The following is a 25,154-nucleotide window of genomic DNA, read 5'->3' on the forward strand; positions in this document are numbered from 1 at the left end:
TCGATCGTGAGCTAAAGTCACCCCTGTTCAAGGGGGGATTGTCCGTTCTGGGCACCCCGAAAGTCTCGCGCGTTAAGAGAATTTTTTCGCCTACAATCAATCAAAAATGGTACCAAGCGCCAGTAAGGCCAGATTATTCAAGTGCATCTTTCGACGGCGACTAGATTAGACGGGCGATTAGATTAAAGGGACTATGAGATGGCGTGGACTTATACTGTTCAGCTCAACGACGCCGGTGGCGCTGGAGCGGCAACGGATTCGGCCCTGGTTTACGACCTGCAACAGGCGTTAAGCGTCTGGCAACAGTACGTCGGCGGCATCGGAAATCTGGTTGTCGATCTCAATATCACGACTACCGCCGTGGGGCGGGCAGATGGCGGGCCGACGTCGTCTTACTACGTCGGAACAAGCAATGGCCTGGCCGTCTATGAACCTTCGAGCCAGTACGAGCTGACGACGGGACAACACGTCAGCGGCACGACGAGCGACATCACCATCAATGTCGACACCACTTATTTCCAGTATCTCGATCTGACCTACGGCCTGAATTGGAACAGCTCGGTCCCGTACAACAAGCTCAACCCCATCGACGTGTTCCTGCACGAGATGATGCACGGGTTCGGAATGACGGGCTGGTACAGCCAGAGCGGCCAGCTCCCCGGCGCCTATGAATCGACCTTCGATACCTTTATCCAGAAGTCCGGATCGCTGGCCTATTTCATCGGTTCGCATGCGGAGGCCGCGTATGGCGGCCCGGTGCCGCTGACGACGGACAGCACCACGCAGAATTACTATCACTTCGGCAATCAGCAGTCCGACTTCTTCGCCTCGCCATCGACAGTCGCGGATCCGCTCACGCTGGATCTGATGAATGGCATCGTCTTCTTCGACGACTACCAATACGCCATCTCGCCGCTGGATCTCGGGGTGCTGAAGGACCTCGGATACAGCGTGCGCGGCTATGCCGACGACACCATGAACGGCACAGCCGGCGCGGATTCGCTGTACGGGACTACGTTGAACGACCTGATCTCGAGCGGCGCGGGCAACGACATCATCGTTGCGGGTGCCGGCTTCGATACCGTCGATGGCGGCGACGGCAACGACTACGTCTACGCGGGCGCCGACGCTGACGTCTTGAGCGGCGGCAACGGCAACGACGTGTTGCTCGGCGAAGACGGCGATGACGCGATCTACGGCGGCACCGGCTTCAACTATTTGTTCGGCGGCAGCGGCAACGACACACTGGTCGGCGCGGGAGGCACGTCGGCCAGCGACATCAACGTGATGTATGGCGGCGACGGCGCCGATTATCTGTTCGGCGGCGCCGGCACCAACTACTTCTATGGCGGCGCCGGCGTCGACACGATGTATGGCGGCTCCGGTCTCAACATCTTCATCTCGTCGGGCGAGACCGACGGCAATCTGATCTATGGCGGCTCCGGCCAGAACTACGTCTATGGCTCGAACGGCGGGGACACCGTCACCGGCGGCACCAGCGTCGACGTCTTCCTGATGGGCTCGGGCGCAGACAACATCACAGGCGGCGGAGGCGTCGACTACGCCTGGGGTGGCGGCGGCAGCGATATCTTCAACCTCAACGACAAGGCGTCCGATACCGAAGTGATGGTCGTCGAGGACTTCAACGCCGGCGGAGTCAACGACTTCGTCAATTTCGCAGGCACGTCGCTGCATTCGTTCGCGGACGTCCAGGCCGCCGAGTTCTACGCGGCCGGCATCAACACCACCATCATCACCGACGCCGCAGGCAACGCGGTGTGGCTGATCGGCGAAGCCCCCGGACAGCTGAGCGCGGGGATGTTCAAGTTCAGCTGAGGGGGCGGCGGGGATTGCGACGCGCGAACCGGCCCGACCACCACCACGATTGCGCTCGAATTCGCGGTTGCGCGAATTCCGCCGCGGCTTGACCTCCTGGTGAGTGGCGAGAGAGGCAAGATTTTCTGATAAACATTTTTGATCCGGCGTCAGAATGTTTGAGATAGATCAACACATCAGACCGACGCATTCGCTCGCATAGTCGCCTATCGACGAATTTCGGGGCTGGGATGTCGCAGATTTCAGATACGCCTGCCGGTAGCATCCTTGATCCGATGGAGCGGATCTCGGAAACCCTGTTCGGCCTGATCATGGCGCTCACCTTCATCTGCTCGCTCGGTGTCGCGACGGGGGCCGGCGTCAATGTTCAAACACTGCTGATCGGTGCGCTCGGCTGCAATCTGGCGTGGGGTATTGTCGACGGCGGCCTTTATCTGCTGGCTCGCATCAACGATCGGGGAGACAAGCTCTTGACGCTCCGCGCGATACGGCAGGCACCGAACCCCGAAACAGCGCGGCGTGTCATCGCCAACGCGCTGTCGCCGGAATTGGTGGCGCTGTTGCCTCCACACCAGATCGATTTGATGCGGCAGAAACTGCTGCAATCGCCCGAACCGCCGGGCGATCGAGGACTGACGAAGCGCGACTGGACCGGAGCGCTGGGGCTTTGCCTGCTAAGCTTCCTTTCGACCTTCCCTGTGGTGATCCCGTTCCTGTTCCTTAGCGACGCCAGATTGGCGCTGCGCATCTCCTACGCCATTGCCATTGTGATGCTGTTCGGCTGTGGTTACGTATTCGGAGTTCGTAGCGGGCTGCGGCCTTGGGCGGCGGGTCTTGCGATGGTGGCGGTTGGCAGTGCGCTGGTAGGTGTCGCGGTGGCTCTTGGAGGGTGATCGACAGTGCGGCAGCGGAGCATTGCATCTGTTCAGCGTGCAAGCGGTGCCTCGATCGCCGCGTTGATCGGGTTCTGGCTTTCACCAATGGCCGCCGGTCTTGCGCAGACCGAAACCCCCAGTCCGGGCGGGGCGATCGGCCTTGGCAATCGCGGCTGGTCGGCAACCGGCGCCAACCAGGCAACGTCTTCGAACGAGTTCGAATTCAGCGCCCGCGCCGGGGCTGCATCCGACTATATCTATCGAGGGACCACGCTGTCCGATCATGGGCCTGCGGTCGGCGCCGCCTTCGAAGCAAGATTTGGCTCGCTATACGCCGGCACCACGGTCGCCACCGTAAAGCTGCCGACCCAACCGGCGGCCGAACTCACTTTCGCCGGCGGTATCCGCCCGACGATCGCTACGATTGATCTTGATCTTGGCGTGACCTATTTCGCCTATCCCGGTGAACGGCTTCCCGGCGAGACCAACGGCATCAATTATTGGGAGGCGGTTATCCGCGGTGATCGAAAGATCGGCGAACAGGTCCGCGTCGCCGCCGGCTACGCTTACTCGCCGAACGTCTCGAACACCGGCGCCTGGAGTCAGTATGTGGCGGCCGGGGCCGGCTTCGACGTGCCGGGCCGCTTGCTGGCGAACGACTTGGCCGTATCATTCACGGCCGCTGCCGGCTACTCTTGGTTCGGCAATCAGAGCTTGCAACTCGGCGGCTTCCCGCTACCTGCCTATCTCAATTGGCAGGCGGGTGTGACCTTCACCCACAAGGCCTTCAACCTCGACCTGCGCTATTACGACACCAATCTGTCGAAGGAAAACTGCTTCGTCTTCACGGGCGATCCAAACGCACGGCCGGGCGGCCGCGTCGATCTCGCCACCAACCCGGGCGGCCTGGTCTCGAACTGGTGCGGCGCGGCCTTCGTTGCCAAGGCCTGGTTCGCGTTCAACTAGTCCCGTCGTTTGCGGGCTACCACTTTGAGGCAGGGCCTCAGACTGCAAGACGATCCAAAGGGACCGAAATCCTCAACCTGAGCCCGCTAGGCAGCCAATCATGCTCAACCTTGCCGCCGAGCTGATCAGCAATGCTGCGCTCTGCGAGCACGCTACCAAAGCCTTTAGCTGACGGTGGGGCGACAATCACGGGCCCGCCTGTCTCCTCCCATTCAAGATGGAAATCCCCGCCATGCGTCTCCCAAGTGATGCTGACCGAACCAGTCGGCTCCGATAGCGCGCCATATTTGGCCGCATTCGTCGTTGTTTCATGCAGGGCGAGAGCGAGACTTGTCACGGCCATCGCACCCACGGGCACACTAGGTCCTCTCATCATGATGCGTTCGCGAGACGTGTCGTCTTCGTACGGGAGCAACACCGTTCGCACGACGTCTCCCACCGTTGTTCGCTCGCTATGCGCTTCCGTACCCATGATCCCAGGACGGATGAGATCCTTGGCCTGCATGAGAGCGTTCAGACGGCCCCGTAGCGATTGAGCCATTTCCTGCGGCGTTCGGGCTGACCGAGCACTCAGATTGATGATGCCGTGGAAGACGGCGAACATGTTCTTGACGCGGTGGTTCGCCTCCCGGGCGAGCAACCGTTGGCGCTCTTGCGCAACTACACGCTCGGTCGTCTCGCTAACGATGCAAAGAACACCGCCAATTTCACCAAATTCGTCCTGTACCGGAGAGTAGGAAATGTCGAAGTAAACTGTCTCTGGGTAGCCGTGTCGCTCGATGTAAAAGGGGCGGTCCTTCGCGAAGACCGTCTCGCCAGTATCGAGGACGCGTCGGAGCAGGGGTTCTAAGTCGTCCCACAGCTCGGTCCAATTCTCGCGAGCTGGTCGTCCAAGCGCCCTCGGATGCTTCTGGCCTATCGTCGGCGCATAGGCGTCATTGTATAGCGCCACGAACTCCGGCCCCCAGAACAGCACGATCTGTGCTTTGGCCGGCAGCATAAGGCTGACTGCACTCTTGAGGTGCGCAGGCCACTCCATGATTGGCCCCAAGCTTGTGGCGGACCAATCGAAGGCGCGAATGAGTGCGGCGACGTCGCTCACACCTGGTGGAAAATCACTTTCCAGTTTGCGACCGATGCCCATGGCCTTCAGGCAATCAGATTTTGCCAACGGGAACAAGCCGCGCAAAACCCGTCACGGATGGCATCCCTACCTGCGAACGATCCGCGCGGCGTTTGCGCCCTCAAGCCCTCGGTCAGGTGTTGGGCCGGCCAGCTTGAGCTGCGCTTCCAACCTGACGCCGTAGAGGCGCACGTACTCCTCGCGGACATCCGCAATGCCATCTGCAGCGCGTTTTGTATTTCAGGCGGCGCAATTCCATCTGGCTTGTCAGTAAGGTGCTGGAGATGCGGGCAACTCAACTGCAATGGTACAGTTGGGTGGGCTCGAACCACCGACCTCCTGTTCCACAGACACAATAAGGGCTTCGTCGATTCTACGCTACTTCCGCCATTCCTACGAAAATTGCAGCATTATCAAACAATAAGCCCGCAGTGTCTCGCCTTACCTGCGCTGCAATTGGCGCTATTGTGGTAGCTACGTGGTAGCTACAGAGGCGATCGATGTCGGTCTCGAGTATAACGATTCGCGCAGTACAAGCGCTCAAGCCGGGCGAGACGACGCAGACCACCGCGAAGCGGTGCGGGGCTTTGGCGTTCGGCGTCAACGTGACCAAGCGACCTACGTCCTCAAGTACCGCGTGTTCGGCCGGCAGCGCTTCGTCACCATCGGTCCTCATGGCGCCCCCTGGACGCCCGAGCTCGCACGCAGGGAGGCCAAGCGGCTTTTGGGCTTGGTTGCCAATGGCAAAGACCCGGCGGACGAGAAAGCCAAGGCCCGCCTGCAGGCGGCCGACACGCTCCTGGTGATCGCAAATCAATATCTCCGCTGCATCCGGTCTCGGTCTTCCAAATCACCCGCCGTCATATCTCGGCTCGTATTGCTGACCTCACATCCGGTCATGGAGCGGTCTCGGCAGCCCGCGCCCGTACAGCGCTGTCCTCAATGTTCAACTGGGCAATACGCGAGGGCCTCGACATTGCCGCGAACCCGGTTCTCGGCACTAATCGACCCGCGCAGCCGGGAAGCCGCGAACGGGTTCTCACGGAGACGGAGCCTGTCAGCCATCTGGCGGGCCAGCGGCGATGACGATTACGGGCGCATTGTGCGTTTGTTGCTGCTCACAGCCCAACGCCGTGATGAAGTAGGCAGTATGCAATGGACCGAACTCGATACTATTTCGGGGCTCTGGACACTGCCAGGTGCCCGAACCAAGAACCATCGCGAGCACCTGCTGCCGTTGGTTCCCGCCGCCTTGGCCCTACTCCCGCCCCGCCGAAACGGCCGAGACTACCTCTTTGGTGACGGACCCCGACGCGGCGGTGACCCGCATCGTGGGTTCTCCGGCTGGTCAAAGTCGAAGGCAGCGCTTGATGAGCGCATCGCCGAGGCCCTTGGCAAGCCCCTCCCCCATTGGACAGTTCATGATCTTCGGAGATCGGCGTCCACGGTGATGGCCGACCGGCTTGGCGTGTTGCCGCACATCGTGGAGGCGATCCTAAACCATGTCAGCGGTCACCGGGCTGGCGTTGCCGGGGTATATAACCGCGCTCGGTACGCCGCCGAGATGCGCGAGGCGCTCGAGCGCTGGGCACAGCACGTTGCGGCCTTGCCAGCTCAAAAGCCGGGAAAGATTGGCATTGTGATAGCGGGCTCCGACCTTTCTCATACTGGTGTCGCTCACGGGGCTGTCGGCGTCCCCTCCTAGTTCAAGGACGGCCCCTTCGAGCAGGCGGGTGTTGGGTCAAATCGGGGACATGGACCGTCTCAAATTGCTGCTTCAGGCGTAGAGACATCGACCACCAGCAAACTCGGGCACTTCAGCTTGGATTTTTGCTCAGTTTCGCTGCCCGCCACCAGGCTGAAATTCAGGCCAACTTCCCACGCCATCAAAGAAGCGATTTTTCAGCCCCGGTAATTCGAGTTATGCCTAATTATAAAAGGGCCAAAAGTACCTCGAAAAACCAATTAAATCGAATTTCGGGCTCGAGCTGACCGCCGCATGGTCCACTAGACCGATAGTGACACGATCGAGACCCACGTCGCGCGCACAAAACTCAGCGATGCTGTGCCTCCACTCGGTTCAAGCCGACGAAGTAGACACCTCGTCGAATGGGATCTTTATCACGGTCGTGTGTTCGCGAGTGGACGAACCGACCTTATCTTTTCCGCGACTACCCAGCGTAAGTCCCGGCGGACCATCGCGTTGTTGAATGCTTCATACGGAGAGCTGCCATGGTCGACGGTGTTGATCTTACGGAGCTCGATTATGATATTTTAGGTTTCACCCTTCAGCAGAACGAGCAATATAAAAAATTCAATAAATATATCGAAAAACATGCATCTCCACTTGGTGCGTCGATGTTGGAGTGGGATCTAGTCGATCCCGTGATTGACGAAGGTCTGCCGGATGGCATTCTCATAGCCTTTCGAAGCATGGGATCGTGGATGGTGGTGAATCACGAAAGTGCTGACAACCATCCCGGCAAATTCGATCTTCTGAAGCAGAAATATATCGCGGACAAGAGCAACTACAGGCGTCAGATTGTCTGTCTCTTAAAACAAATACAAAGCTACCCGACTGGCCGCGCTTTGCTTGCCGAATTCGGGGCTGGCAGACCATCGTTCACCAGAATTCGCCCATATAACATGGCCGACGCCAACGCGCTTACGGTGGCGGACGACATTGACCAGCAGCAATATATCATTGCTCGCGGCACGCGCCTAAGTTTTGATAAGAAAAGTGAGTTGTTCAAAGTAGTCGGAAAAGGCGGCGGCGCTAATTGTGATGTCTTGTTCTCGCCCGAGAAAGCAGAGCTGCTTAGAAAAAAATATCGGAAGGCCCACCATGGTCATGCCCCCGCGATGGCGACGGACGAAGTGCTGTACCACGAACTCGTTCACGCCTCCCGAATGATCGCCGGCGTGATGAACTTTACCCCTGCGAACCACTGGTACCAAGATTCTGAAGAGTACCTCGCAGTCATTTTGGCAAACATATATGTATCTGATAAAGGCGGCCCCCCGCTTTTCAGGGCATTTTATGGACCTGCCGAAGGACCATACAAAGGTAAAGATCCCGCGCCCGATGATGCGTTGTGGGACGCGGCCGTCTTCCTCGACAATCCGCAGAACACATCTCCATCGCCCGTGCAAATCATCGAACAGTTTAGGCTCAGCCAGCCCGACTTGTACGGGAGACTCGTTCATCTACCGCCCGTAGGCGAGCTAATAAGGAAGTATAATTGGATTTATTGGTACGACCAAATCCGGGTCAAGGGACGGACGCGGGCGCGCGGCCCGATGGTTGGTCGACCGGCAGGGTCGGTCTGGACGCGGCCGCATTTGAGATTGCAGGGTTTTGGGATGTGAGGCGCACTGTCTGCAATTGTTAGCGGATTACCAACCCGCACCGCGAAGAGCAGTCCCGCCCATGAAAGACTATCCAACCAAGATCACGCTCCGGGAAATGCGCTACCTCTAACAACTCGCCGGCCGTCTAGGTGGTGCAGGACTGGAACGCGAGTACAGACACCGGACAACTGAATGGCACAGGCTTCGGCTCGTTCAGCTATGTGCTGTGTCGGAGGTGACCAACTATGTTAGCCGGATCTATTCGTTGTTCGACACCGCCAAATCACGGCGGCCGAAGACATTGCTCGTTGAAAAGCAGCGGTAGCTGCTACCTTCCCAGTATCGCTCCAACGACCACCACCGCATGCCAGCGTGATAGAGCAACCTACGCAAGGCGATTTGCTAAGCAACCCGGGCCGCGTAGCCGTGGATTGACTACAGGAGGATCGCTCGCCTGAAGCGCGAAGATCTCGAGGTTCAAACCAATAAATTCCGATGTGTCATCGCATTAGCTTGAACAATTCGAGGACGTCTGCCAGTCGCAGCTTCGTGACCTTCGGCAGATGCTCCAAGAGGAAGTGCTATTGGGTTGATCGCCTGAGGCGTTACCCGGCTTTTGGAATGGACGACCTCCAGCCATCCAGCAACGAAATCAGACTCTCCTATTTTACGGGCTCCGGCCTGGTCAATGCGGTTTTAACGTTTAATGCGGTCGGCCAAATCAGGAAGTTTAGTTGGGCCCCTCAAGCCGCCGAGAAGGGTGAATTCTTGACGTTCCACCGCTTCAGGCGGGCTTAGGATCTCGCGCTTTGATATCGGATTGTTGTCCCATTTGAGAGCGCGAGGAGTTCGAACAGGCGGAGCTAGAAGAAATCTAAACGGCCTCGGTGTAAGGCTCGTGTCAGCTAAAAATGTTTAGATACGGCATACCTCCCGGCCTCGGGGTGCACCGCCCTGAGGTCGTCCGTTTTATCGATCACGATTTTGTTTCAGTGGATTAGATTTCAACTCCGGCGTGGAGGTTATGTCATGGGCAGTGACAGTCTCCTTGGAAGCGTTTGCATCGTATTGTTGGGGCTGAGCCCGCTAATTGTCATCGGCATCGCAATGTATGGGCAGTAAATCGGCGCTGGCCCACCACGGACCATCGGGCCGGTAGATGGCCCCAGCAGCCAATCTTCCTCGATGCACAAGTCCTCATGGTTACTGGGGTCGCTATCGTGGTACGGTAACCGGCGCGAAAGCGCCTCCCAGACACAGGGGGCGTAAATGGATGAACGAAGAATTGCGATGTTGCGCGTGCACGAGCAAAACATCGAGCATTACCGAGGGTTGCTTCGCACCAAACTTAGCGAAGTCGAGGCTCACTTCATCGAACGGCGCTTATCTGAAGAGCGCTGCGCAATCGAGATGCTGAAGTTTGTGGCTCGTGGGGAAACATCACCCAATACGGATTTGCTCGCATGAGGCTGCGATATGAACCTTGGCACGCTTTGTACTGACTGCTCACATGTCGGGATTTTGCAAGCCTTGCCGGGGCAAGATCAACGCCGCCAGCGAGCATTTTAAGCCTGGCGGCGTTTGTTGTACGTTTAGCTTAGGCCGTGTCGATCACCCGAAAGCCCCTCGAGATCCCGCCTGAGGTCGCGCGCAAGTCCGCTGCCAATGTGCGCGCGCACAATCGCGGCGCTGATGTCTTGCTCAACAAGAGATTTAGTCGTCAAGGCGTGGAATTAAGCGCCATTACGCGGCGGCGTCGACTGTCGGAATTACACCGCGCATTACCGCCAGCTAGCCTGCGACATGCGCAGTAATATTGCGACCGTCGATGCCGCCGCATGATACGCCTAGACCAATCTCTTACATAAGCTGCGCAAGGCAATGGCGGAGAAATTGAAGGGGCGCGTCATTGGCGGCGAAGGCAAGACGGTTGAAGTGGATGGTTGCTATTTTGGCGGATACGTAAAGCCAGCAAACTAGAAAGAAAATCGCCGCGACCGCCGATATGCCCGCAATCAGGATGGGAAACGGAAGCTCATCGTCGTCGTCCGTGAGCGCGGTAACAATTCGGCGCCAGCAGTGTTTGGCTCTGAAAGCGAAGCCGCCGCTTTCATCCGTGGCCGCATTGCGAAGGGGACTGTCGTTCATGGCGACGAAGCCGCTTCTTGGGATGAATTACACGAACGTTTTGAAATGAAACGAATCAACCACCAAGAAGCTTACTCCTAGGATGGTGTCTGCACTAATCAGGCAGAGGAGTATTTCAGCCGTTTGCGCCGCGCTGAGATCGGTATCCCCATCATATTGCGGGCTCGCTACGCGCAGTTTTGAGGCTGCTTTGGCAACGTCCTAATCTTCGTAGTTGATGGAGCCGGCTGCCCCAGCCCGGCTGGCTGGGGGCCGTGGGCGGCCGAGCCGGGGCAACGCCTCGCTGGGTGGCGGGGGCCAGTCTGGCTTGACTACGTTACGCCGCATATTGCGCTATTCAACGGAGAACCGTAGCGAAAAGCGGCGCTTGCAACGCGAAGCGCAGCCCGGAGGAGCGCGATCGCGGCTGGCGGTGCAAGCGCTTCACTCCGGGCCCAGTCGCCCGCGCGCCCGCCCTCCGCGCTGACTTACTGACCATGTCATCCAAAGAATGAGGCGGAGCCACGACCCGTACCCTGCTCATCAATGCCGGAAAATGGCAGATGCGCCGCAGCAACTTTTGGCAAAACAGCTGCCATCCTGTCAGCCGCCAGTGCCCATCCTTGGCGGCGCATCAACCGAACGAATGATAGAGCCTCGCTTGCCGCAAACCGTGCAAGTGAACCTCGGCTCGAGATCGGACAGCCGCATCTCGTCTGGCCATCTCGCCGCGTCCATCTGGACGTTGTGAGAGCACCGATAGTCTTTGCAATATACGATGATGCGCGTTGCGCCGGTTTCGCGCATTTCGCCGAACGTGATCTTCGTGAGATAGTCCTTCATGCGCGCGAATACAGCGCTCCCCGGAGCGGCTCACAATCCCACGATAGCTAGCGCGTCGGCGGCGCTTCCGACGCAAGAGGTCGGTCAAGCAGGTCGCGCGTCAGTCGGCGCCTCGTTTGCGCCCGCTCCGTTCATTCCGAGCTTGTACTAGAGTTGAGCAAATTTCTCGCTCGTCTTCGCTCTTCCATGCGGGTCGGAAGAGGCAAACCGAGCCTGTGAGCCCGGTCATAGACGGAGTGTATCGAGCGCCTCAGTGCGACGGCGATGCGGTTAGCACTCGCTCGCGCAGCAACCATAGCTTTTAGTCGTTCGGTCTCTTCAGCCGTCCACTTTCGATAGCGCATCTCCTTCCAAGTCGCTTGTGGAAGGATGCGTTCCTCGGCATGTAAGAAAACGGTCGCCAGTCTGGTGGCAGTCACCACTTCGGCTGGCACTTGCCAAAGAAAGGGCCCCAGCGAGGAGTCAAGCTGGGGCCAAATTCCGGATCGCCGAACCGCTGCTCCGACAAAACTAGCGGTCGTTAGGGCTGAAAAATACGAAATGAAAATCAGGTCGCCCCGTCCCAAAGATCATCCAAATGATTTGCGGTTCCGCAAATATCATGTGTGACTCTTTGGCGAAAAAGCTGCGTTCTCGCGCCCGTTGCTGCGGTTTGGCTTCAACTACCAACGGAACCTGTAGCCAGGGAAAAAATTGACTCATCAGGGAGATTTCCTTTGACACGAAAAAATCGGATGCCACCTCAATCGAGCGCAACAGATGCCGTTACTGGTTCCGGCGCCGGGCAGGTTCCTGCTCACCCCCATGATTCTGGCAGTCAGGCAAACGAAACCGTCGATGGACTGGACGCCAGCACCGAGACGTTGCGACGCGCCGCCGAAAACGCCTTAGGGAGGCGGGTCAGACGATATCGAAAGAACGCCCGTATTTGACCGAGCCGGCGTTGCGCCGAAAATCTGAGACTACCGCGCAATCAGACGGCGACCCTCGCCTGATCGCCAGAGCCGAGTCGATAAGAATAATCGGGCGAGCAATTTTCCAAATTTTGATCGTCCTGATGGCGGTCGGAATAGTAGCCGCCGCTTGCGAGGCGATTCGCCTGGGTTAATTATCGTCACCGAACGCATCATGAGTGTTTGGAGCGGACCGCTTGCGCTTTTGCCCGACGAGATCAGCTGGTCGCCTTGTCAGTGGCCGTGACTGCACGGAGAGCGGCAGGCTTGCTGGTTTTTGGGCCAGGTGCGTCCACGACAAGGCTGTCGAATTCCATTCCGGGAGCGGCCCTGATGACCGGATCGTTTGGAAGGCTTTCGGCCGGCTGGTACCACGGCGCTTTTTCGATCGCACCGCCCTGAAGCGCCTGCGCCATCAACTGCCCGATTTCGGGGCCGCTCAGCGGGACGAGACCGCCCTCTTCGTTCTTGTAAAGCTGAGGGCAAAAATAGAGAGCGTGTATTCGCGGGTCGTATTCGTCCAGAACGAGAAAGTGCTCCGGCTTACGGAATAGCCGTCGCTTTCTCACGAGCTTTTTGTCCTGGGTCGTGAGGGCAACCCGCAGTTTGTCACGTTCTTGGCCGACGATGGTGGCTGCCTCCAACAGGACAAGCCAATTCTTGGTGTGCGCGTTGTCTTCGTGGATTGGAACCAGAGTTCCGCTTTGCTTACCGAATATGCCCATGAGCCGAAGAGTACCAACTCGTAGCGAGTGGTTCAACTCGCTCTGAGCGTACCTATCTTCGACGCTCGCGATTTTCGACGCAGGACGATGGTCAACCGGAAGCCCGGCCTCCTTACTTTGACCCGCCACGGCCGAGGCCAAGTTGACCCTCCCGAGATCATGCTTTCCGGCCGGTCGTCCGAATTTGAGATCAACAGAGGAAACGACGATCGCCAGGATGTCGACCGGCCAGTTCAAGAAGCGGCAATTCCAGGACGGCTTCCCACATTACCGCGACAAGGGCGACACACGCTGTTGGCAGCAGTCAATGCGTACTTCTCCGATCATGGCCTGCGCGAGACCGAAAGCCATACGCTCCAGTTCGTAGCCACGGCTTAGAACTACCCGCGACCTTAAACAAAGCGATGGTCTCCCGGCAGGACTCGCACTCGAGGCCATGCTCAATGTGTGCATCGGGTTCTCGCATTGAAGGCACATCATCGGGGCCTGCGGGTCCGCGAGCGCTTCGGGCCGCGTAGAATACTTGATCGCCTCGACCGCAAGGGTGTTTTCGTCGCCTGTCCTACCTCGAATGAATTCAATCACGCGCTGCCGCGCCAATTCCACTTCCGCGGCGCTTAGACCCGCCATCATCTCGTAGGTTTGGACGACCCTCTCGACAATTTTTTCCACCACTAAACCTCTCCCGAAAAATCGAAAACGCCGGAGAGGAACCTTTGTTCCATGCGAAAGTTAGAGCGGGCAGAAGAGAGGTCGCCATGGACCTGACCAAGTGCCCGCTTTGCGGAAATGGCCTTAAATCGGTCTTGGCTCAAGATCAACGAACCGAGCTCCGCTGCATTTCTTGCGACGGCATTGATCCGCTCAAGACGGATGGGTCGCTATCGCCTCAAAGCCGGCCGCTCTCGCAGAGGCTAGCTGCAATGTCATCACGGTCATCAAAGCTTCCGACGTCATGATTGGAGTCGACTGATACTCCTAAACCTTGACCAACGAGTTGCCACGGGCCGTCGGACTGCCCACCAGCTCTAGCGGCTTCCCGCTCGCTCGATTCGGCGGGAGAATGCCGCTCATGGCTCCTAAACACAGGCGCTTACAAAGGAGCTGCGGCGCCCTCGTGCCGTGACCACGATCCTTGCAACACGATCGGCCGAGAAACGCGCCGCCGGGAAGACCCTGATCCGCGAGGCGGACGACCTGCTCTGCCAGAGCCGGAATGATAAGATGCGGGCCGATGGCGGACCGATCGCCCCCTGGCCCTCGATCGACCGGGCCGTGGCTCGAGATCAAATGCTCGCACTGCAAGACGCCGCGAGCCGTAGATCTGGCCGCCCTGCGCCACGTTCCAACAACCACTGTGCACAATCTCGCCGGCCGCCTGCGCTGCGTGAAATGCAGCAAGGCCGGCAAGCGGCCAGCCGCCGAGCTGCTGCAGTTGTGGCAACGCTGTCCGATCGGAGACGAGAAGTGACCGAGCTAACGCGCCGGCGCGACAGAGGGGCGAAGCTGAACGACCCGTTCTTGCGCGAGGACAAGGCCACCCCGACCGAGTACACGGCCGGCCTGAAGCTGGCGATTGCGCATGGTTGGCTGGGGCACTTGCATGAGAGCGGCACCTTCACCCGGATGACCCAGTTAGGCAAGACCGTCTTTGGGTGCTAGGAACCGGCAGGGTTCGCGCTCATTTATATTCTTAGGTTAGCGCGATAGGCCGCAACACGACGATGTACAAAGATGCGATCATGGACGAGCTGAGGCAGATTGAGCTCGATGTTGTCGAAGGTGAAAGGCGGCTCGCTGAGCTTGAGGCGCTCTTGATTAATTTGAAGCGGCTGAATGAAGACACGGCCAAGGTTCACGCCGAGCTTGAAGTGATGCGCAAAAATCAGCTCGACCGCGAGCAGAACCGCCAACGGCTGCTTTCGCTTCTACATCCCTAGCGCTGGTGGCGCGCGATCAACAAGACCGACGGAAAAGAAACTCCCCCAACGTGCAGGCTCACGCTGAACCGAAAGGGCCGCATCACGCGCGGCAACTTTCGGAAAAATGCAAATGTATTCTGGATGAAATCTAGCCCGGCGGCCAAAAATCGATCGAATCCCGCCGATGTGGGCTCCTTAGACCACGCATGCATGTCCGGTTCCATATACTGTGCGTCGCGGCGTAAGAACATGCCACTTTTTCCCGGATTAACAGGGCGATAAGGAACGATCGGATCTACGGGACGTCTATATAAAGCTTCCAGCCAAGGGCGCCCCCCGACTGCTGGAAGAAAACCCGTATCGCTCGGGTTGGCGGCCCCCAGGTTGGGGCCGCTTCGTTTTTCCGGCTGATGCCGCCCTGTCTACTCAACGTAGACGGCGGCCGAAGCCAGCCAGGATCAGCCTTCATATCAACCAAATAGTTTCGTTCCTCGTCCGGGACGAACCCGGCAGGCTACCCCCTCTTGGGTATGAAACGTTTGCGCCTGCCCAGTCTTAATGCTCGTCAGGATTTTGCACTTTACATCCTGGGGCTAGAGCCGACGTCGCCCGCGTGTATTTTAAGCGGGCGACGTTGCGCCTGGCGTGGTGGCAGTTTTGCCACTGTTTCCCGGCATCGAAACGCGGAACTCCGGTTCGCGATTGTCTCTTCTTCGGATTCAGTGTGCGATCAAGCTGACCAATCTCGACTGACGCGAGACTGGCCATGCGGCCCCAGCACCGGCCTCCGGGGCCCCCAAGGGTGCTGGGGCCGTTCCGTTGGCCAAACCGGCACCCGATACCTGTCTACCCCGTGATGCTCAAATTCGATTTTTGCCTTCGACGATCAGAAAGACCGTCCCGGCTGGCTCCCTCTGGTATCACGAGTTGAAATTTGACGGCTACCGTTTGCGGCTCGAGCGCGACCGAGACCGCGTGCGGCTGATTACCAAAGGCGGCCACGACCGGGCCAAGCGCTTCTCCCTGATTGTCGAGTCCGCGCTGCAGAACCGTCAGAAGCAGTTCGTGATCGATGGATCGTGCGCGGAGTGGACGGTTACTCCGCGAGATGCTGGCCTTCGACATCCTCGCCATGGACGGCGACGACCTGAGAGACCTGCCGTTGTCGATGCGCAAGACGAACCTGCAACGGCTTCTTACGCGCGGCCTGAGGGCATATTCCTATCAGACTATAAGCAAGGGGAGATTGGCCCGGACCTCTTCCGGAAGGCCTGCGAGTTCGGTTTTGAGGACCTGGTGTCGAAGCGATCGGATCGTCCCTATCTTGGCGGCCGGTGTCCACATTGGATCAAGGTTGAGAACCGAGCCCATCCGGCCATGGGACGGTTATCGACGCTCTTCGAGACCACCCCATATCCAACCTCTGATGACAATTCGGACTGCGCCCCTCCATGGATCAACGTGTTCGCGCACGATTAAATACCTTGCGGATTTGGGAAAAGAACGTCGGGCCAATGTTGGGAAGGCTCCGAAGCTTGGTATCAGATGCCTTCCTTACGTGCCCCGCAGTCACCAGACCGGCCTTGATAAGCGCGTTTCGCATGCGCGATGGCAACTCAATCGCGGAAATGGGAGTTTCGTCGGAAAAGCGCCAAGATGCGGCGCCCTTCTTACTGATGACCAGGATAATTCCGCTTCGGCAGCGACGAACCGGCGGTGAGAGAGTCCATGCCCTTTGAAGAAAGGACCGAGCCTATTGCCAAGGCTCAAATCTGCGAACGAGAGAAGTGTCTTTCCAGAGTTCTATAGCAAACTCCTTGCAGAGGAGACGCGCTCGATTCATAGCCTCATCTTCACTCTCGCAAATGAGATCGATCCGCGACTGAATTCGGTCATCCTCACCTATTACGTAGACACGATATGTCTGGAATATCACCGTTTCCTCACCGTTGAGGCCACATGCCTTCGGTGTGTGAGTTAATGGCTAATATCACGCTTGGAATTGATTGCCATTCTTTCCCGACAATGTGAAGAGCCCAAGTGCTCGGCAGTTCCTATGGTCCGCAAGAAAAGCGGGCCGCCGCGGGCCCAACTGTTGAAAACAAGAACGGCCTCAGTGCCGCGAGCGCTGAGGCCGTCCTCTGTCCTATGCTGAAAAACCTACCGCGTACTGGGTCTAAAGGCTTTCCTTAATGAAATTTTACCCGCCCAATGGGGCCGATCTTCTGGGAAACGGTCTCCGTCAATATCACAAACTGAATTGCCATTTATTCCCGACGCGTAGCTGGTTGCAAGGAACCTTAGAGCTTCATGTCGGTTCACGACGAGCCGCATCGAGCGGCCGAGGAGAATCTTAATGAAGAAGCTATTGCTCACGTCTGCGATCTTGCTGTCATCGGCGGGCGCGTTTGCTCAGACCACCGTTACAACGACAGGCGCCGGCCACACGGCGGCCGTGCAGATCGAACCAGAGTACCGCACACGGATTCGCGGCTACGTCACCGAGCACAAGATCCGTCCGATTGAAACCCGAGAGAAGATCGTGGTGGGAACAACGGTTCCGCGTGATGTTGAACTGGAGGCAGTTCCGACCGAGTGGGGACCGTCTGTAACGAAGTATCGCTATATCTATTCAGGCGAGCGCGTAATGCTGGTCGATCCAGCCACTCGCATGGTCGTTCAGGAAGTCGACTGACACCACTAATGGCGGGCCGTCCGACACAGCACGGCCCGCCAAAAACGCAGCTGGAAATTTGAGGTAACGGACGATGGACTCACGCAAAGAGGCACGGATCGTTGGGCTGAGCATCGCGGCGATTTATGTAATCTTTATAACACTCGCTGCGATTGGAGCCACCTAAACACCGAGCGCGACCTCCACCGAAGCCTCATAAACGGCAGGTGCAGCTGATTAGCCACGTCAGCGCTTGAAATGGGATGTTGATGAGGTTTGTCACTATCCAGCCAACCCCGCCGCTTAATGGAACGGCGATCCAATAGAGCCAGCGGCTCACGTTGTGCACGCCGGCTGCTTGCTCGCGGACGTTCTGCACGGCCTGGAAGGTCGGCTTCATGTCGGCGATGACTCTCGGCCTCCGCGGCGCGCTTGGCGTCGCTGTTGCAGGGCGTTGGCGAAAACGAGCTGGCGATCCCTTTCCTGGAGGCGCGCCTCCAATTGAGCGTTCTGCTCGGCGACCTGCGCTGCCTCGCATTTGGCATCGGCCGAGCTAACGCCGGCGTTGTAGAGATGCGTGGCGCCGGCGATCGCAGCGCCACCGGCGAGCACGGCGAGGCCGCCGGCGAAATAGCGCCGGCGGCAAATGGCGAGAAGCTGACGCCGGTGAGGCCCGCCACGCGCATGACGATCGCGATACGGCGGCATCCGCGGCGATCTCGGCCTCGACCGCAAAGCGCGCATCAGCTCTTGTAAAGCCCCTTTGGGGTTCACTCGTGATGCGGCGTTGTCGGTGGCTTGTTTGTATCGTGAAGAATGAGCACGATTGCCCGACGCACCTCTGTTCTCGTCACAGTTAAATGCATGGGCGGTTCGCCCGGAACGATCACAGGCGGGCCGCCTGCGGCCGGCTGGCTAATCTGCCTCGTTGGACAGTTCGATCGCGGCTGGACACATAAACAACTCCACGCCACAGAACCGGGATTCAAGCGAGCGCCGTCCGATTAGTTCCTGGAGCAGTCGCTTGCCAAGAAACCCACGAAATGTAGTTGCGTTTGGCCTCATTGACTGACCGGCCGTGATGGCAAAGAAAGCGAAGAAGCTCGGCGAGCGGACCGGCCGTGCCCTTCACTGTCCGTAGCGTTGACACGGGCGGGCTTTGGTCGTTTGCAGCTTCCGCTATCAATTTTCAGGAACAGTGCGAGGTGGGCGGGTGCTCCTAACGGATGACCGAACCACTTCCACCGCTTATCGAAAGCTCGCTTCAGATCGCCTGGGACTTTCTCGGCGGTCTGGACGAGATCGACGATGCTCAGCAAACCGCCGAATTTCTCCTCGGGAACATCAAGTCCCAGATGCTGAAGGGCGAAAGACGGAGACTTGTGCTATCGAACCGCGCGATCGACAGATTCCGTCGGCGTGCAAGCAGCCAACAGTAGCGTGGGCACCAGAAAAGCAAACCCTTCTATTTAGGAGGCGCGACCATCGTTTTTGTCGATCCGTCCGGCGCCGGCTGCATTCCTGGCGGGCTTTGTCCCTGGGGGCTTTCCGGCGGAGCGCCGCCTGAGCCGGTGTTGATTGGCCCAGTCCAGCCTTGGGGTTGCAATTGACCTTTGTCTTCGGGCGCCGAACGCCCAGTTGGCGCATTGACGTCCCCTTTTGTGGCAGGTTGCGCCGTCGCTAATCCACAAGACAGCACAAGGCATATCGATGCTAATCGGGCTCGCACTGAAACCTCCATCTTCTCGTATGCGCAACATGCCGATATGCACATCAGTTCCTCGTCCGCGGCGAGAAGCCGCTAGCCTCGCTTCCTGTATTCTGCCGGCAGCTGTTGATGGGCTTTCGTTTTCAGCGCAACGCATTTGCGCGCAGATTGCCTTGATCGAGGGATCATGGATCGACCAATAGCAGTCCCCCTAGTGGCTCGGCCTGACAGGCACGCTGCGAACTGGCGATCGACCATATTCGCGCAGAACGCGGAGCCGTCGTTGCGCCGCAATGAACTGAGAAACTGCTCAACCTCGGAAATGCGGACTAACGATACGCTACAACGATGTTCGAATTCATCTCGCCGATGACCTTGCCGTCCCTCAGCAACGGCGTCATTTCGTGCCTCACGCGGGCGGCGAAGGCTTCCTGAACATCCTGGGGTAGTGCGGCAACACTTGGCGCAACAGGCGTAGCAGCGAAGGATTGTATTGCTTGGTCCAATCCCGCCTCAAACACCATGGGCAGCGTTGGCGTCAATAGGCGGACTTCGCGAAAACCTGCGTGTTCAATTGCAGCCATTAGCACCGTGCCGCTTGGGAAACTGAACGGTGCTGTCGCCAATTCGGCGAGCTCGGAGGGCACCGTAGCGCGCAGGGCTGCATGGTACGCAACAAATATCGGATTGCGTTCGATCTCGGCCCACACGGCAATCGCCGCACGTCCATTGGGCTTCAGTACCCGATACATCTCTCTGAGTGCGCCCGGTTTGTCAGGAAAGAACTGCAAGCCCTGTTGGCATAGGACGGCATCGAAGGCGCCGGTTGCGGCAGACAACGGTGTGGCCGCGGATTGCACATATTCAATCGAGGCTGCGTCTGCAAGCGGAGGTTTGGATCTAGCAATGTCCAACATTGGCTGGGCGATATCGACCGCAACGACGCGGCCCTTGGGCCCAAGCTGTGCTGCGGCTAGCCGTGCCACGGTCCCGGGGCCAGTGGCGATGTCAAGGACGGCCTCGCCCATTTGAAGATTGGCTTCGTTGAGCAAGAGTTTTGCCCACGGCTCGAATATCCTCGGCACGAAGAACGTGTCGTAAGCTTTCGGAACCGAAGAGCTTGTGTACTGAAACTTCGTTGCATCTGTCACGGAAATCTCCGACGCTTTGGAGCAAAGCTCAACCAGAGATCGGAACATCGTACTACGGGGACGTCCATTGAGGACGAGCGCCAGAGCGTGGCCGTTTGACGCGGTTCCACCACTGGCCCTTTTCGGAAGTGCCGCGCTGGCTATCGAAAGTCCGATATCGGGGGTGAAGCCGACGTTACGGTTGCACGCTCCGACTTCCGAGTTTGACCCAAAGGAGACACTGACGGCTCGCTTCGACAGGCCACTCCGGCTCGCGCGCGACCAAAACAATTCAGCCTTCCGAGCGCAAGGCCGCCTCGACCCGCTGGATCAGCCGCTCCCGCATGTCAGGCATGGCCCCGCCGAGCAGGAGGCTTGTTCACGCGTGATGGCGCCGGTGCGCGTAGCCTGCGTCAGGGTCGGCCCATCGAACCGCGGCAGCACGATGCCAAAGCGGCCGTCCAGGGTGACTTCGCCGAGCACCTCCGGCGCTGGGCCGCCGGCGGCGAAGACCGCGCGGGTCATTTGCGTCTCGTGCTGGACGACCACTGCGGGATACCTGGCTTGGACAACCTGACGACCTGACCGGGCGCCCAGGCGTGGACATCAGCGAAGACGCCTTCGCCGATCTTCTCTCCCAGCGATCCCTGCATGCCCGTTCTCCGCCGTGCAGAGGAAACACCGGCAGCGAGCAAAAAGGAACCCCTCCCGTCGCGGGGCCGCCGGCCCCTATGATCGCCTTTCAACCCGCAGAGACCGACGTCCACTCCGCTAAATGGGTCAAGTCCGGTTGTGGCCCTTGGCGGACATTCACTTAGGCATCGCCAACGTCTATTTGTGAGACCGGCGTCTTTTGGACCTAGCGCGACGTAAGCCCCCAGAAGGCAATAACCAGTAAGGAGTAAGCGCCCAGACCCATCAGCGGCACGACGGCTTCCAGCATCATGGCCGAATCAACTCCGCTCGTTATTAAGCATGCGCGATTGGAGTTTTTGTCGTCGTCAAAGGTCCACGGGCACAGCGGCAATCCATCTTCTCTTTCAGAGGGACACGGAACGTCGTCCTAGGCTCGGCGTTGCGTAGATGGAGACGGCGCTCACGCGGGAGCAACAACCCGGTCCCGATCGTCGACCAATCGATGTCGACGGCAATGCCGCAACGTCGCGTGCAATCTTTTCTTTGCGAGCCACCATGAACAAGCGTAGGCAAAGCTATTTTCGCAATTCGCTGGATCTGCGAGACAAGGTCCAAGTCAAAATATTGAGGAAGCGCTTGAAGGTTTCCAATCAACAGTTTGCTTCAATCGCGCGAAAGTCAGGTTCCTCGATTTCCGCCATCACAAAGGAAGCAAAGGTAATCTGATCGGCCTAATAGCCGATCATATCGCGCCGGGACAGCGTGTTTCGAGCCCGGCGGCGTAGTTTTGGAATTCCCATGTCATCATGACCGGGCCGAGCCCGGCCAATCCGATACCTCGTCAGGACGCCACGCCCTCCAAGGCCTCCGCAACGCCCGATCAGGAAAAGCTGCCAAGTTCGTTCGATGTCCCGCTTATCCTTGCTGTTAAGCCCGTCGGGAGATCCTTATTCTGTCAGGATCGAATTCCGTGCAGCACCAGCGACACGGAACCTCCCCGTCCTCAAGCACTTATCACGCAGCCGCCGGCCCGGCGGATACATCGAGCCCGTGGCATGATCGACGATCTCTGGTACAAGAACGCCATCATCTATTGCCTGTCCGTCGGCACCTTCATGGATGCCAACGGCGACGGGGTCGGTGATTTCAAGGGGTTGTTGCGCCGGCTCGATTATCTGCACGGCCTCGGCATCACCACAATCTGGTTGATGCCCTTCCAGACCTCGCCCGGCCGCGACGACGGTTACGACATCGCCGACTATTACAGCGTCGATTCCCGCTACGGCACGCTCGGCGATTTCGTCGAATTCACCCATGGCTGCAAGCAGCGCGGCATGCGCGTCATCATCGATCTCGTCGTCAACCACACCTCCGACCAGCATCATTGGTTCAAGGAGGCGCGGCGCGACAAGAATTCGCCTTATCGCGACCGGTATGTCTGGTCGGACAAGAAACCGGCCAACGCCAACAAGGGCATGGTGTTTCCCGGCGTGCAGAAATCGACCTGGACACGCGACAGGGCGGCCGGCGCCTGGTACTTTCACCGCTTCTACGATTTCCAGCCCGATCTCAACACGTCGAATCCGCATGTCCAGGCGGAGATCCTGAAGATTATGGGCTTCTGGATTCAGCTCGGCGTCTCCGGCTTTCGCATGGACGCGGTTCCCTTCGTGATCGCGACCAAGGGCGCCAAGGTGACGAAGCCGGTCGAGCAATACGACATGCTGCGCGCGTTCCGCGAATTCCTGCAATGGCGCGAGGGTGACGCCATCATCTTGGCCGAGGCCAATGTGCTGCCGGAAACGGACATGGAGTATTTCGGCAAGGACGCCGACCGCATGCATATGATGTTCAACTTTCACGTCAACCAGCATCTGTTCTATGCGCTGGCGTCGAGCGACTCAGGTCCGTTGGCCAAGGCACTGAAAGCAACAAAACCGCGGCCAGCCACGGCGCAATGGGGCCTGTTCCTTCGCAATCATGACGAGCTGGACCTCGGACGACTGACCAAGGCACAACGCGATATCGTGTTCAAATCGTTTGGCCCCGACAAGGATATGCAGCTCTACGATCGTGGCATAAGGCGCCGGCTCGCGCCGATGCTCGGAGGCGATCGTCGGCGGCTCGAGCTCGCCTACAGCCTGATGTGCACGCTGCCGGGAACGCCTGTCATCCGCTATGGCGACGAAATCGCGATGGGCGACGATCTCTCGCTGCCCGAACGCAACTGCGCGCGCACGCCGATGCAATGGTCGACCGAGCCGCATGGCGGGTTCACCAAGAGCAGCAAGCCTGTGAGCCCCGTGATCGACAAGGGGCCTTACGGCTACGAGCATGTCAACGTCGCAAACCAGCGGCGCGATCCGAACTCCATGCTGAACTGGACCGAGCGCATCGTCCGCATGCGCAAGGAAGTGCCCGAGATCGGCTGGGGCGATTTTGCGGTGATCGCGACACGCGATCCTGCCGTCTTCATCATGCGTTATGACTGGCGCAACAATTCTGTGCTGTTCGTGCACAATCTTGACGAAAAGCCGTGTGAGATCGCATTCGCGACGGGGCTGCCGGGCGATGCCGGCGAGCACCTGATCAACCTTCTCGCGGAAGACCACAGCCACGCCGACAAACGCGGCCAGCATCGCATCGTTCTGGAGCCGTACGGGTACCGCTGGTACCGGGTCGGCGGGCTGGATTATCTGTTGAAGCGGAGTGATATTGACGAAAACACGGCGCGCAACTCGGCCGGTCCGGTCCTACCTTAGCCGTGATCGGAGTATGGCTTCATCGATTGCTGGCGGCCGTGCTGCCGTGACTGGCATCTTCGCGCTCGATCAGAACGACCTGACGGCCTTCCCGGATGAGCCGCTCGGCCACAAGCGCGCCGGTAATTCCAGCGCCGACAATCCAGGACGTCGCAAGGAAACCGGCGGAAGGGCGTCCGGGAATTGATGCGCATGGGCCGCTGCCAAAGCGTCCAGGGGCTACGCACGTCCTCTTGTCCGACGTCCGCCGTCATCTCAGCGGGAACCGCATGTCCCCTCATTCGCCTCTTCGCGATCCCGCAGATGGCGGGCGTTCCCGTCGATCGCGTTCTGCCGCATACGAACGCGAGAGGTCAGCAGAATGGCCTCGAGCGCGAGTGCGATGAAAGCAGCAGAGCCGGTATTTGTCTGCCCAGCTGGAGTCTGATTGCGCAACGGGCCATTTCAAAATTGAAACGGAACAACTGACACGGATATTTTCCCGTCGGCCGATTGCTGTGCCGTAAACTCGACCTCTTTTGACGCCTTCGTGTCACCGACTGCAACAGAAATTCCGCCGCTACACTGGACGGTTCTCCCATCTTTGCTCCTCGAGGTCGTTACCATCCTCTCGCTGAGAAGGTATTGCGGCTGCAAATTTTCGGGAGTTGGCTTCGCTGTCGATTCTTTAGCGGCATAACCCACTAAAGGATTCCGATGGTTGTCCGAAATGGTTTGAAGCACTGCTTTTCGTGTTTCGATCGAGTCGCACTCAATCTGCTGCTGTTCGCAACCACTCAGAACAACCAAGAGCGGAAGGCTCAAACGCGTTAGTGCGCGATATGACATGGGAACATTAACGCCTTGGCCGGCCATCGCTGCCACAAACGATGCCAATCTCATCCTTTGTTTCAAATTAGCCGTCGGGCGTCGCTTTTGACGCCTGCGTACTACTCACCGGATCTGACGCAGGGAATGTTTCTTCCAGTCTCCTTGTGAGTTCATCGTCTTTCGCTTTGGCTCGGCCTTTGGCCTGCTTTGGATCCTCGGCGTGTTTGTCCACGGGCGCCGGGTCAAATGTTTCATGATCGAATCCTTTCATGGTCTGAACGCGCGAATATCGGTATCCGTTCCTCGCGAGGAACACCCACCGGCACCTCGTCGTCCCCGTCGACGGAGTCACGCCTCCAACTCCGAGAACCCGACTGGTTTCGTATCCGTCCGAGGGCGGCCGTCTTGCGAGTTTTTCCGATCTGTAGCTGACTGTCCTTATGGACGGACATAAGGACAGTGCGGTGCTGAGCCGCATGGATTTGGTGGAGACCGGTCGGCGGCGACGCTGGACGCGTGCGGAGAAGCTCAGAATCGTAGAGGAGAGCTTCTCGGGGCCACGACTGGTGTCGGCGACGGCTCGCCGGTATGGGATATCACGTCAGCTTCTGCTGAGCTGGCGCAAGGCTTGGACCTGTCATGATCCGGCCGAAGAGGATTCGATCGGCCCGACATTCGTCCCTGCGATAGTTGCGGCAAGTACGCCGCCAACG

At 58.7% G+C, this 25,154-nt stretch carries 26 protein-coding genes and 2 pseudogenes; 16 read left to right on the plus strand and 12 right to left on the minus strand.

What is annotated here, in order from left to right:
- Window positions 1-198 precede the first annotated feature (198 nt).
- The 3 genes from K359_RS57570 (at window position 199) to K359_RS0135350 (ending at window position 3,677) form a co-directional block, all read left to right on the plus strand.
- Window positions 199-1,836, plus strand: coding sequence for a calcium-binding protein (locus tag K359_RS57570; protein WP_051346587.1), 1,638 nt, complete (start codon window positions 199-201; stop codon window positions 1,834-1,836).
- Window positions 1,837-2,066: 230 nt separating this feature from the next.
- On the plus strand, window positions 2,067-2,729 hold the full coding sequence (locus K359_RS0135345) for a VIT1/CCC1 transporter family protein (RefSeq protein ID WP_029083501.1): 663 nt from the start codon (window positions 2,067-2,069) through the stop codon (window positions 2,727-2,729).
- Window positions 2,730-2,816: 87 nt separating this feature from the next.
- Window positions 2,817-3,677: a TorF family putative porin gene (locus tag K359_RS0135350; protein ID WP_029083502.1), complete on the plus strand. Its 861-nt coding sequence runs from the start codon at window positions 2,817-2,819 to the stop codon at window positions 3,675-3,677.
- Between the two features lie 37 nt (window positions 3,678-3,714).
- Here K359_RS0135350 and K359_RS53965 read toward each other — a convergent pair whose 3' ends face one another.
- Complete coding sequence (locus K359_RS53965) at window positions 3,715-4,848, minus strand: HWE histidine kinase domain-containing protein (RefSeq protein WP_156928826.1); 1,134 nt, start codon at window positions 4,846-4,848, stop codon at window positions 3,715-3,717.
- A gap of 529 nt (window positions 4,849-5,377) precedes the next feature.
- Here K359_RS53965 and K359_RS53970 point away from each other — a divergent pair.
- Window positions 5,378-6,253, plus strand: a pseudogene (locus K359_RS53970) (integrase arm-type DNA-binding domain-containing protein); the annotation flags it as partial.
- Window positions 6,254-6,295: 42 nt separating this feature from the next.
- On the opposite strand, the gene K359_RS64780 reads toward K359_RS53970, so the two are convergent.
- Window positions 6,296-6,466, minus strand: coding sequence for a hypothetical protein (locus tag K359_RS64780; RefSeq protein ID WP_245284818.1), 171 nt, complete (start codon window positions 6,464-6,466; stop codon window positions 6,296-6,298).
- 98 nt (window positions 6,467-6,564) lie between these two features.
- Window positions 6,565-6,687 carry a hypothetical protein gene (locus tag K359_RS65905; protein WP_256375190.1) on the minus strand — a complete coding sequence of 41 codons (123 nt, stop codon included), beginning with the start codon at window positions 6,685-6,687 and terminating at the stop codon, window positions 6,565-6,567.
- 345 nt (window positions 6,688-7,032) lie between these two features.
- Between K359_RS65905 and K359_RS0135365 the strand changes: the two genes are divergently transcribed.
- The 3 genes from K359_RS0135365 (at window position 7,033) to K359_RS61895 (ending at window position 10,380) form a co-directional block, all read left to right on the plus strand.
- Window positions 7,033-8,169 (plus strand): M91 family zinc metallopeptidase, encoded by a 1,137-nt coding sequence (locus tag K359_RS0135365; RefSeq protein WP_029083503.1) that lies wholly within the window; start codon window positions 7,033-7,035, stop codon window positions 8,167-8,169.
- 1,251 nt (window positions 8,170-9,420) lie between these two features.
- A complete protein-coding gene (locus K359_RS61890) occupies window positions 9,421-9,618 on the plus strand; it encodes a hypothetical protein (protein WP_035977692.1) in 198 nt (65 codons plus the stop codon).
- Window positions 9,619-10,188: 570 nt separating this feature from the next.
- Window positions 10,189-10,380: a transposase gene (locus K359_RS61895; RefSeq protein ID WP_165129280.1), complete on the plus strand. Its 192-nt coding sequence runs from the start codon at window positions 10,189-10,191 to the stop codon at window positions 10,378-10,380.
- 1,251 nt (window positions 10,381-11,631) lie between these two features.
- Here the strand turns inward: K359_RS61895 and K359_RS0135395 are convergent.
- Entirely contained in the window at window positions 11,632-11,823 is a 192-nt protein-coding gene (locus K359_RS0135395; protein ID WP_156928827.1) for a hypothetical protein, read from the minus strand.
- Between the two features lie 469 nt (window positions 11,824-12,292).
- A complete protein-coding gene (locus K359_RS0135400; protein WP_029083506.1) occupies window positions 12,293-13,036 on the minus strand; it encodes a hypothetical protein in 744 nt (247 codons plus the stop codon).
- 867 nt (window positions 13,037-13,903) lie between these two features.
- On the opposite strand from K359_RS0135400, the pseudogene K359_RS53985 reads away from it, so the two are divergent.
- The 4 genes and pseudogenes from K359_RS53985 (at window position 13,904) to K359_RS53995 (ending at window position 16,200) form a co-directional block, all read left to right on the plus strand.
- A pseudogene (locus K359_RS53985) lies at window positions 13,904-14,270 on the plus strand (hypothetical protein).
- A complete protein-coding gene (locus K359_RS53990; RefSeq protein WP_035977693.1) occupies window positions 14,267-14,461 on the plus strand; it encodes a hypothetical protein in 195 nt (64 codons plus the stop codon). Before K359_RS53985 ends, K359_RS53990 begins: the two are co-directional and overlap by 4 nt.
- Window positions 14,462-14,541: 80 nt before the next feature.
- Window positions 14,542-14,739: a hypothetical protein gene (locus K359_RS0135420; protein WP_245284813.1), complete on the plus strand. Its 198-nt coding sequence runs from the start codon at window positions 14,542-14,544 to the stop codon at window positions 14,737-14,739.
- An 801-nt stretch (window positions 14,740-15,540) separates the two neighbouring features.
- Window positions 15,541-16,200 (plus strand): DNA ligase, encoded by a 660-nt coding sequence (locus K359_RS53995; RefSeq protein WP_245284814.1) that lies wholly within the window; start codon window positions 15,541-15,543, stop codon window positions 16,198-16,200.
- On the opposite strand, the gene K359_RS66330 is transcribed toward K359_RS53995, so the two are convergent.
- Window positions 16,178-16,411, minus strand: coding sequence for a DNA-directed RNA polymerase subunit alpha C-terminal domain-containing protein (locus K359_RS66330; RefSeq protein ID WP_371261225.1), 234 nt, complete (start codon window positions 16,409-16,411; stop codon window positions 16,178-16,180). The two genes, K359_RS53995 and K359_RS66330, sit on opposite strands and share 23 nt — an antisense overlap.
- A 666-nt stretch (window positions 16,412-17,077) precedes the next feature.
- Here K359_RS66330 and K359_RS0135435 point away from each other — a divergent pair.
- On the plus strand, window positions 17,078-17,416 hold the full coding sequence (locus K359_RS0135435) for a DUF1236 domain-containing protein (RefSeq protein ID WP_029083510.1): 339 nt from the start codon (window positions 17,078-17,080) through the stop codon (window positions 17,414-17,416).
- Between the two features lie 193 nt (window positions 17,417-17,609).
- Here K359_RS0135435 and K359_RS54000 read toward each other — a convergent pair whose 3' ends face one another.
- Window positions 17,610-17,795 carry a hypothetical protein gene (locus K359_RS54000; protein ID WP_198031225.1) on the minus strand — a complete coding sequence of 62 codons (186 nt, stop codon included), beginning with the start codon at window positions 17,793-17,795 and terminating at the stop codon, window positions 17,610-17,612.
- Window positions 17,792-18,103 (minus strand): hypothetical protein, encoded by a 312-nt coding sequence (locus K359_RS63565; protein ID WP_165123019.1) that lies wholly within the window; start codon window positions 18,101-18,103, stop codon window positions 17,792-17,794. Before K359_RS63565 ends, K359_RS54000 begins: the two co-directional genes overlap by 4 nt.
- 518 nt (window positions 18,104-18,621) lie before the next feature.
- On the opposite strand from K359_RS63565, the gene K359_RS0135450 reads away from it, so the two are divergent.
- Window positions 18,622-18,834, plus strand: a complete 213-nt coding sequence (locus tag K359_RS0135450; RefSeq protein WP_029083512.1) for a hypothetical protein — start codon at window positions 18,622-18,624, stop codon at window positions 18,832-18,834.
- 598 nt (window positions 18,835-19,432) lie between these two features.
- Here K359_RS0135450 and K359_RS57575 read toward each other — a convergent pair.
- Both K359_RS57575 and K359_RS63570 read right to left on the minus strand, forming a co-directional pair.
- Window positions 19,433-20,254, minus strand: a complete 822-nt coding sequence (locus tag K359_RS57575; RefSeq protein WP_165127724.1) for a class I SAM-dependent methyltransferase — start codon at window positions 20,252-20,254, stop codon at window positions 19,433-19,435.
- Between the two features lie 309 nt (window positions 20,255-20,563).
- Window positions 20,564-20,758 (minus strand): hypothetical protein, encoded by a 195-nt coding sequence (locus tag K359_RS63570; protein WP_035977695.1) that lies wholly within the window; start codon window positions 20,756-20,758, stop codon window positions 20,564-20,566.
- A 558-nt stretch (window positions 20,759-21,316) separates the two neighbouring features.
- Here K359_RS63570 and K359_RS64785 point away from each other — a divergent pair.
- Both K359_RS64785 and K359_RS0135470 read left to right on the plus strand, forming a co-directional pair.
- Window positions 21,317-21,595 carry a DUF3606 domain-containing protein gene (locus K359_RS64785; RefSeq protein WP_245284815.1) on the plus strand — a complete coding sequence of 93 codons (279 nt, stop codon included), beginning with the start codon at window positions 21,317-21,319 and terminating at the stop codon, window positions 21,593-21,595.
- Window positions 21,596-21,924: 329 nt separating this feature from the next.
- Window positions 21,925-23,631 (plus strand): alpha-amylase family protein, encoded by a 1,707-nt coding sequence (locus K359_RS0135470; RefSeq protein WP_029083514.1) that lies wholly within the window; start codon window positions 21,925-21,927, stop codon window positions 23,629-23,631.
- 19 nt (window positions 23,632-23,650) lie between these two features.
- Here the strand turns inward: K359_RS0135470 and K359_RS64790 are convergent, their stop codons facing one another.
- Complete coding sequence (locus K359_RS64790; protein ID WP_245284816.1) at window positions 23,651-23,743, minus strand: hypothetical protein; 93 nt, start codon at window positions 23,741-23,743, stop codon at window positions 23,651-23,653.
- A 332-nt stretch (window positions 23,744-24,075) separates the two neighbouring features.
- Complete coding sequence (locus K359_RS61905) at window positions 24,076-24,513, minus strand: hypothetical protein (RefSeq protein ID WP_156928829.1); 438 nt, start codon at window positions 24,511-24,513, stop codon at window positions 24,076-24,078.
- Window positions 24,514-24,905: 392 nt separating this feature from the next.
- On the opposite strand from K359_RS61905, the gene K359_RS59375 reads away from it, so the two are divergent.
- Window positions 24,906-25,154, plus strand: a 249-nt coding sequence (locus K359_RS59375) for a transposase (RefSeq protein ID WP_245284817.1), incomplete at its 3' end; no start/stop codon positions are given.

It is taken from the genome of Bradyrhizobium sp. th-b2 (assembly GCF_000426785.1).
Lineage (GTDB): Bacteria > Pseudomonadota > Alphaproteobacteria > Rhizobiales > Xanthobacteraceae > Bradyrhizobium > Bradyrhizobium septentrionale.

What these genes read in the sequence shown, in the direction of transcription:
- K359_RS54000 (WP_198031225.1), bottom strand. Translation starts at nt 17,795, where the DNA reads ATGAAGCCGACCTTCCAGGCCGTGCAGAACGTCCGCGAGCAAGCAGCC.
- K359_RS0135345 (WP_029083501.1), top strand. Translation starts at nt 2,067, where the DNA reads ATGTCGCAGATTTCAGATACGCCTGCCGGTAGCATCCTTGATCCGATG.
- K359_RS0135470 (WP_029083514.1), top strand. Translation starts at nt 21,925, where the DNA reads ATGATCGACGATCTCTGGTACAAGAACGCCATCATCTATTGCCTGTCC.
- K359_RS61905 (WP_156928829.1), bottom strand. Translation starts at nt 24,513, where the DNA reads ATGAGATTGGCATCGTTTGTGGCAGCGATGGCCGGCCAAGGCGTTAAT.
- K359_RS0135420 (WP_245284813.1), top strand. Translation starts at nt 14,542, where the DNA reads ATGGACGAGCTGAGGCAGATTGAGCTCGATGTTGTCGAAGGTGAAAGG.
- K359_RS0135350 (WP_029083502.1), top strand. Translation starts at nt 2,817, where the DNA reads ATGGCCGCCGGTCTTGCGCAGACCGAAACCCCCAGTCCGGGCGGGGCG.
- K359_RS0135450 (WP_029083512.1), top strand. Translation starts at nt 18,622, where the DNA reads ATGACCGAACCACTTCCACCGCTTATCGAAAGCTCGCTTCAGATCGCC.
- K359_RS0135365 (WP_029083503.1), top strand. Translation starts at nt 7,033, where the DNA reads ATGGTCGACGGTGTTGATCTTACGGAGCTCGATTATGATATTTTAGGT.
- K359_RS64785 (WP_245284815.1), top strand. Translation starts at nt 21,317, where the DNA reads ATGGAGACGGCGCTCACGCGGGAGCAACAACCCGGTCCCGATCGTCGA.
- K359_RS64780 (WP_245284818.1), bottom strand. Translation starts at nt 6,466, where the DNA reads ATGAGAAAGGTCGGAGCCCGCTATCACAATGCCAATCTTTCCCGGCTT.
- K359_RS61890 (WP_035977692.1), top strand. Translation starts at nt 9,421, where the DNA reads ATGGATGAACGAAGAATTGCGATGTTGCGCGTGCACGAGCAAAACATC.
- K359_RS63570 (WP_035977695.1), bottom strand. Translation starts at nt 20,758, where the DNA reads ATGACCCGCGCGGTCTTCGCCGCCGGCGGCCCAGCGCCGGAGGTGCTC.
- K359_RS0135435 (WP_029083510.1), top strand. Translation starts at nt 17,078, where the DNA reads ATGAAGAAGCTATTGCTCACGTCTGCGATCTTGCTGTCATCGGCGGGC.
- K359_RS63565 (WP_165123019.1), bottom strand. Translation starts at nt 18,103, where the DNA reads ATGCCGCCGTATCGCGATCGTCATGCGCGTGGCGGGCCTCACCGGCGT.
- K359_RS0135395 (WP_156928827.1), bottom strand. Translation starts at nt 11,823, where the DNA reads ATGAGTCAATTTTTTCCCTGGCTACAGGTTCCGTTGGTAGTTGAAGCC.
- K359_RS65905 (WP_256375190.1), bottom strand. Translation starts at nt 6,687, where the DNA reads ATGGCGTGGGAAGTTGGCCTGAATTTCAGCCTGGTGGCGGGCAGCGAA.
- K359_RS57570 (WP_051346587.1), top strand. Translation starts at nt 199, where the DNA reads ATGGCGTGGACTTATACTGTTCAGCTCAACGACGCCGGTGGCGCTGGA.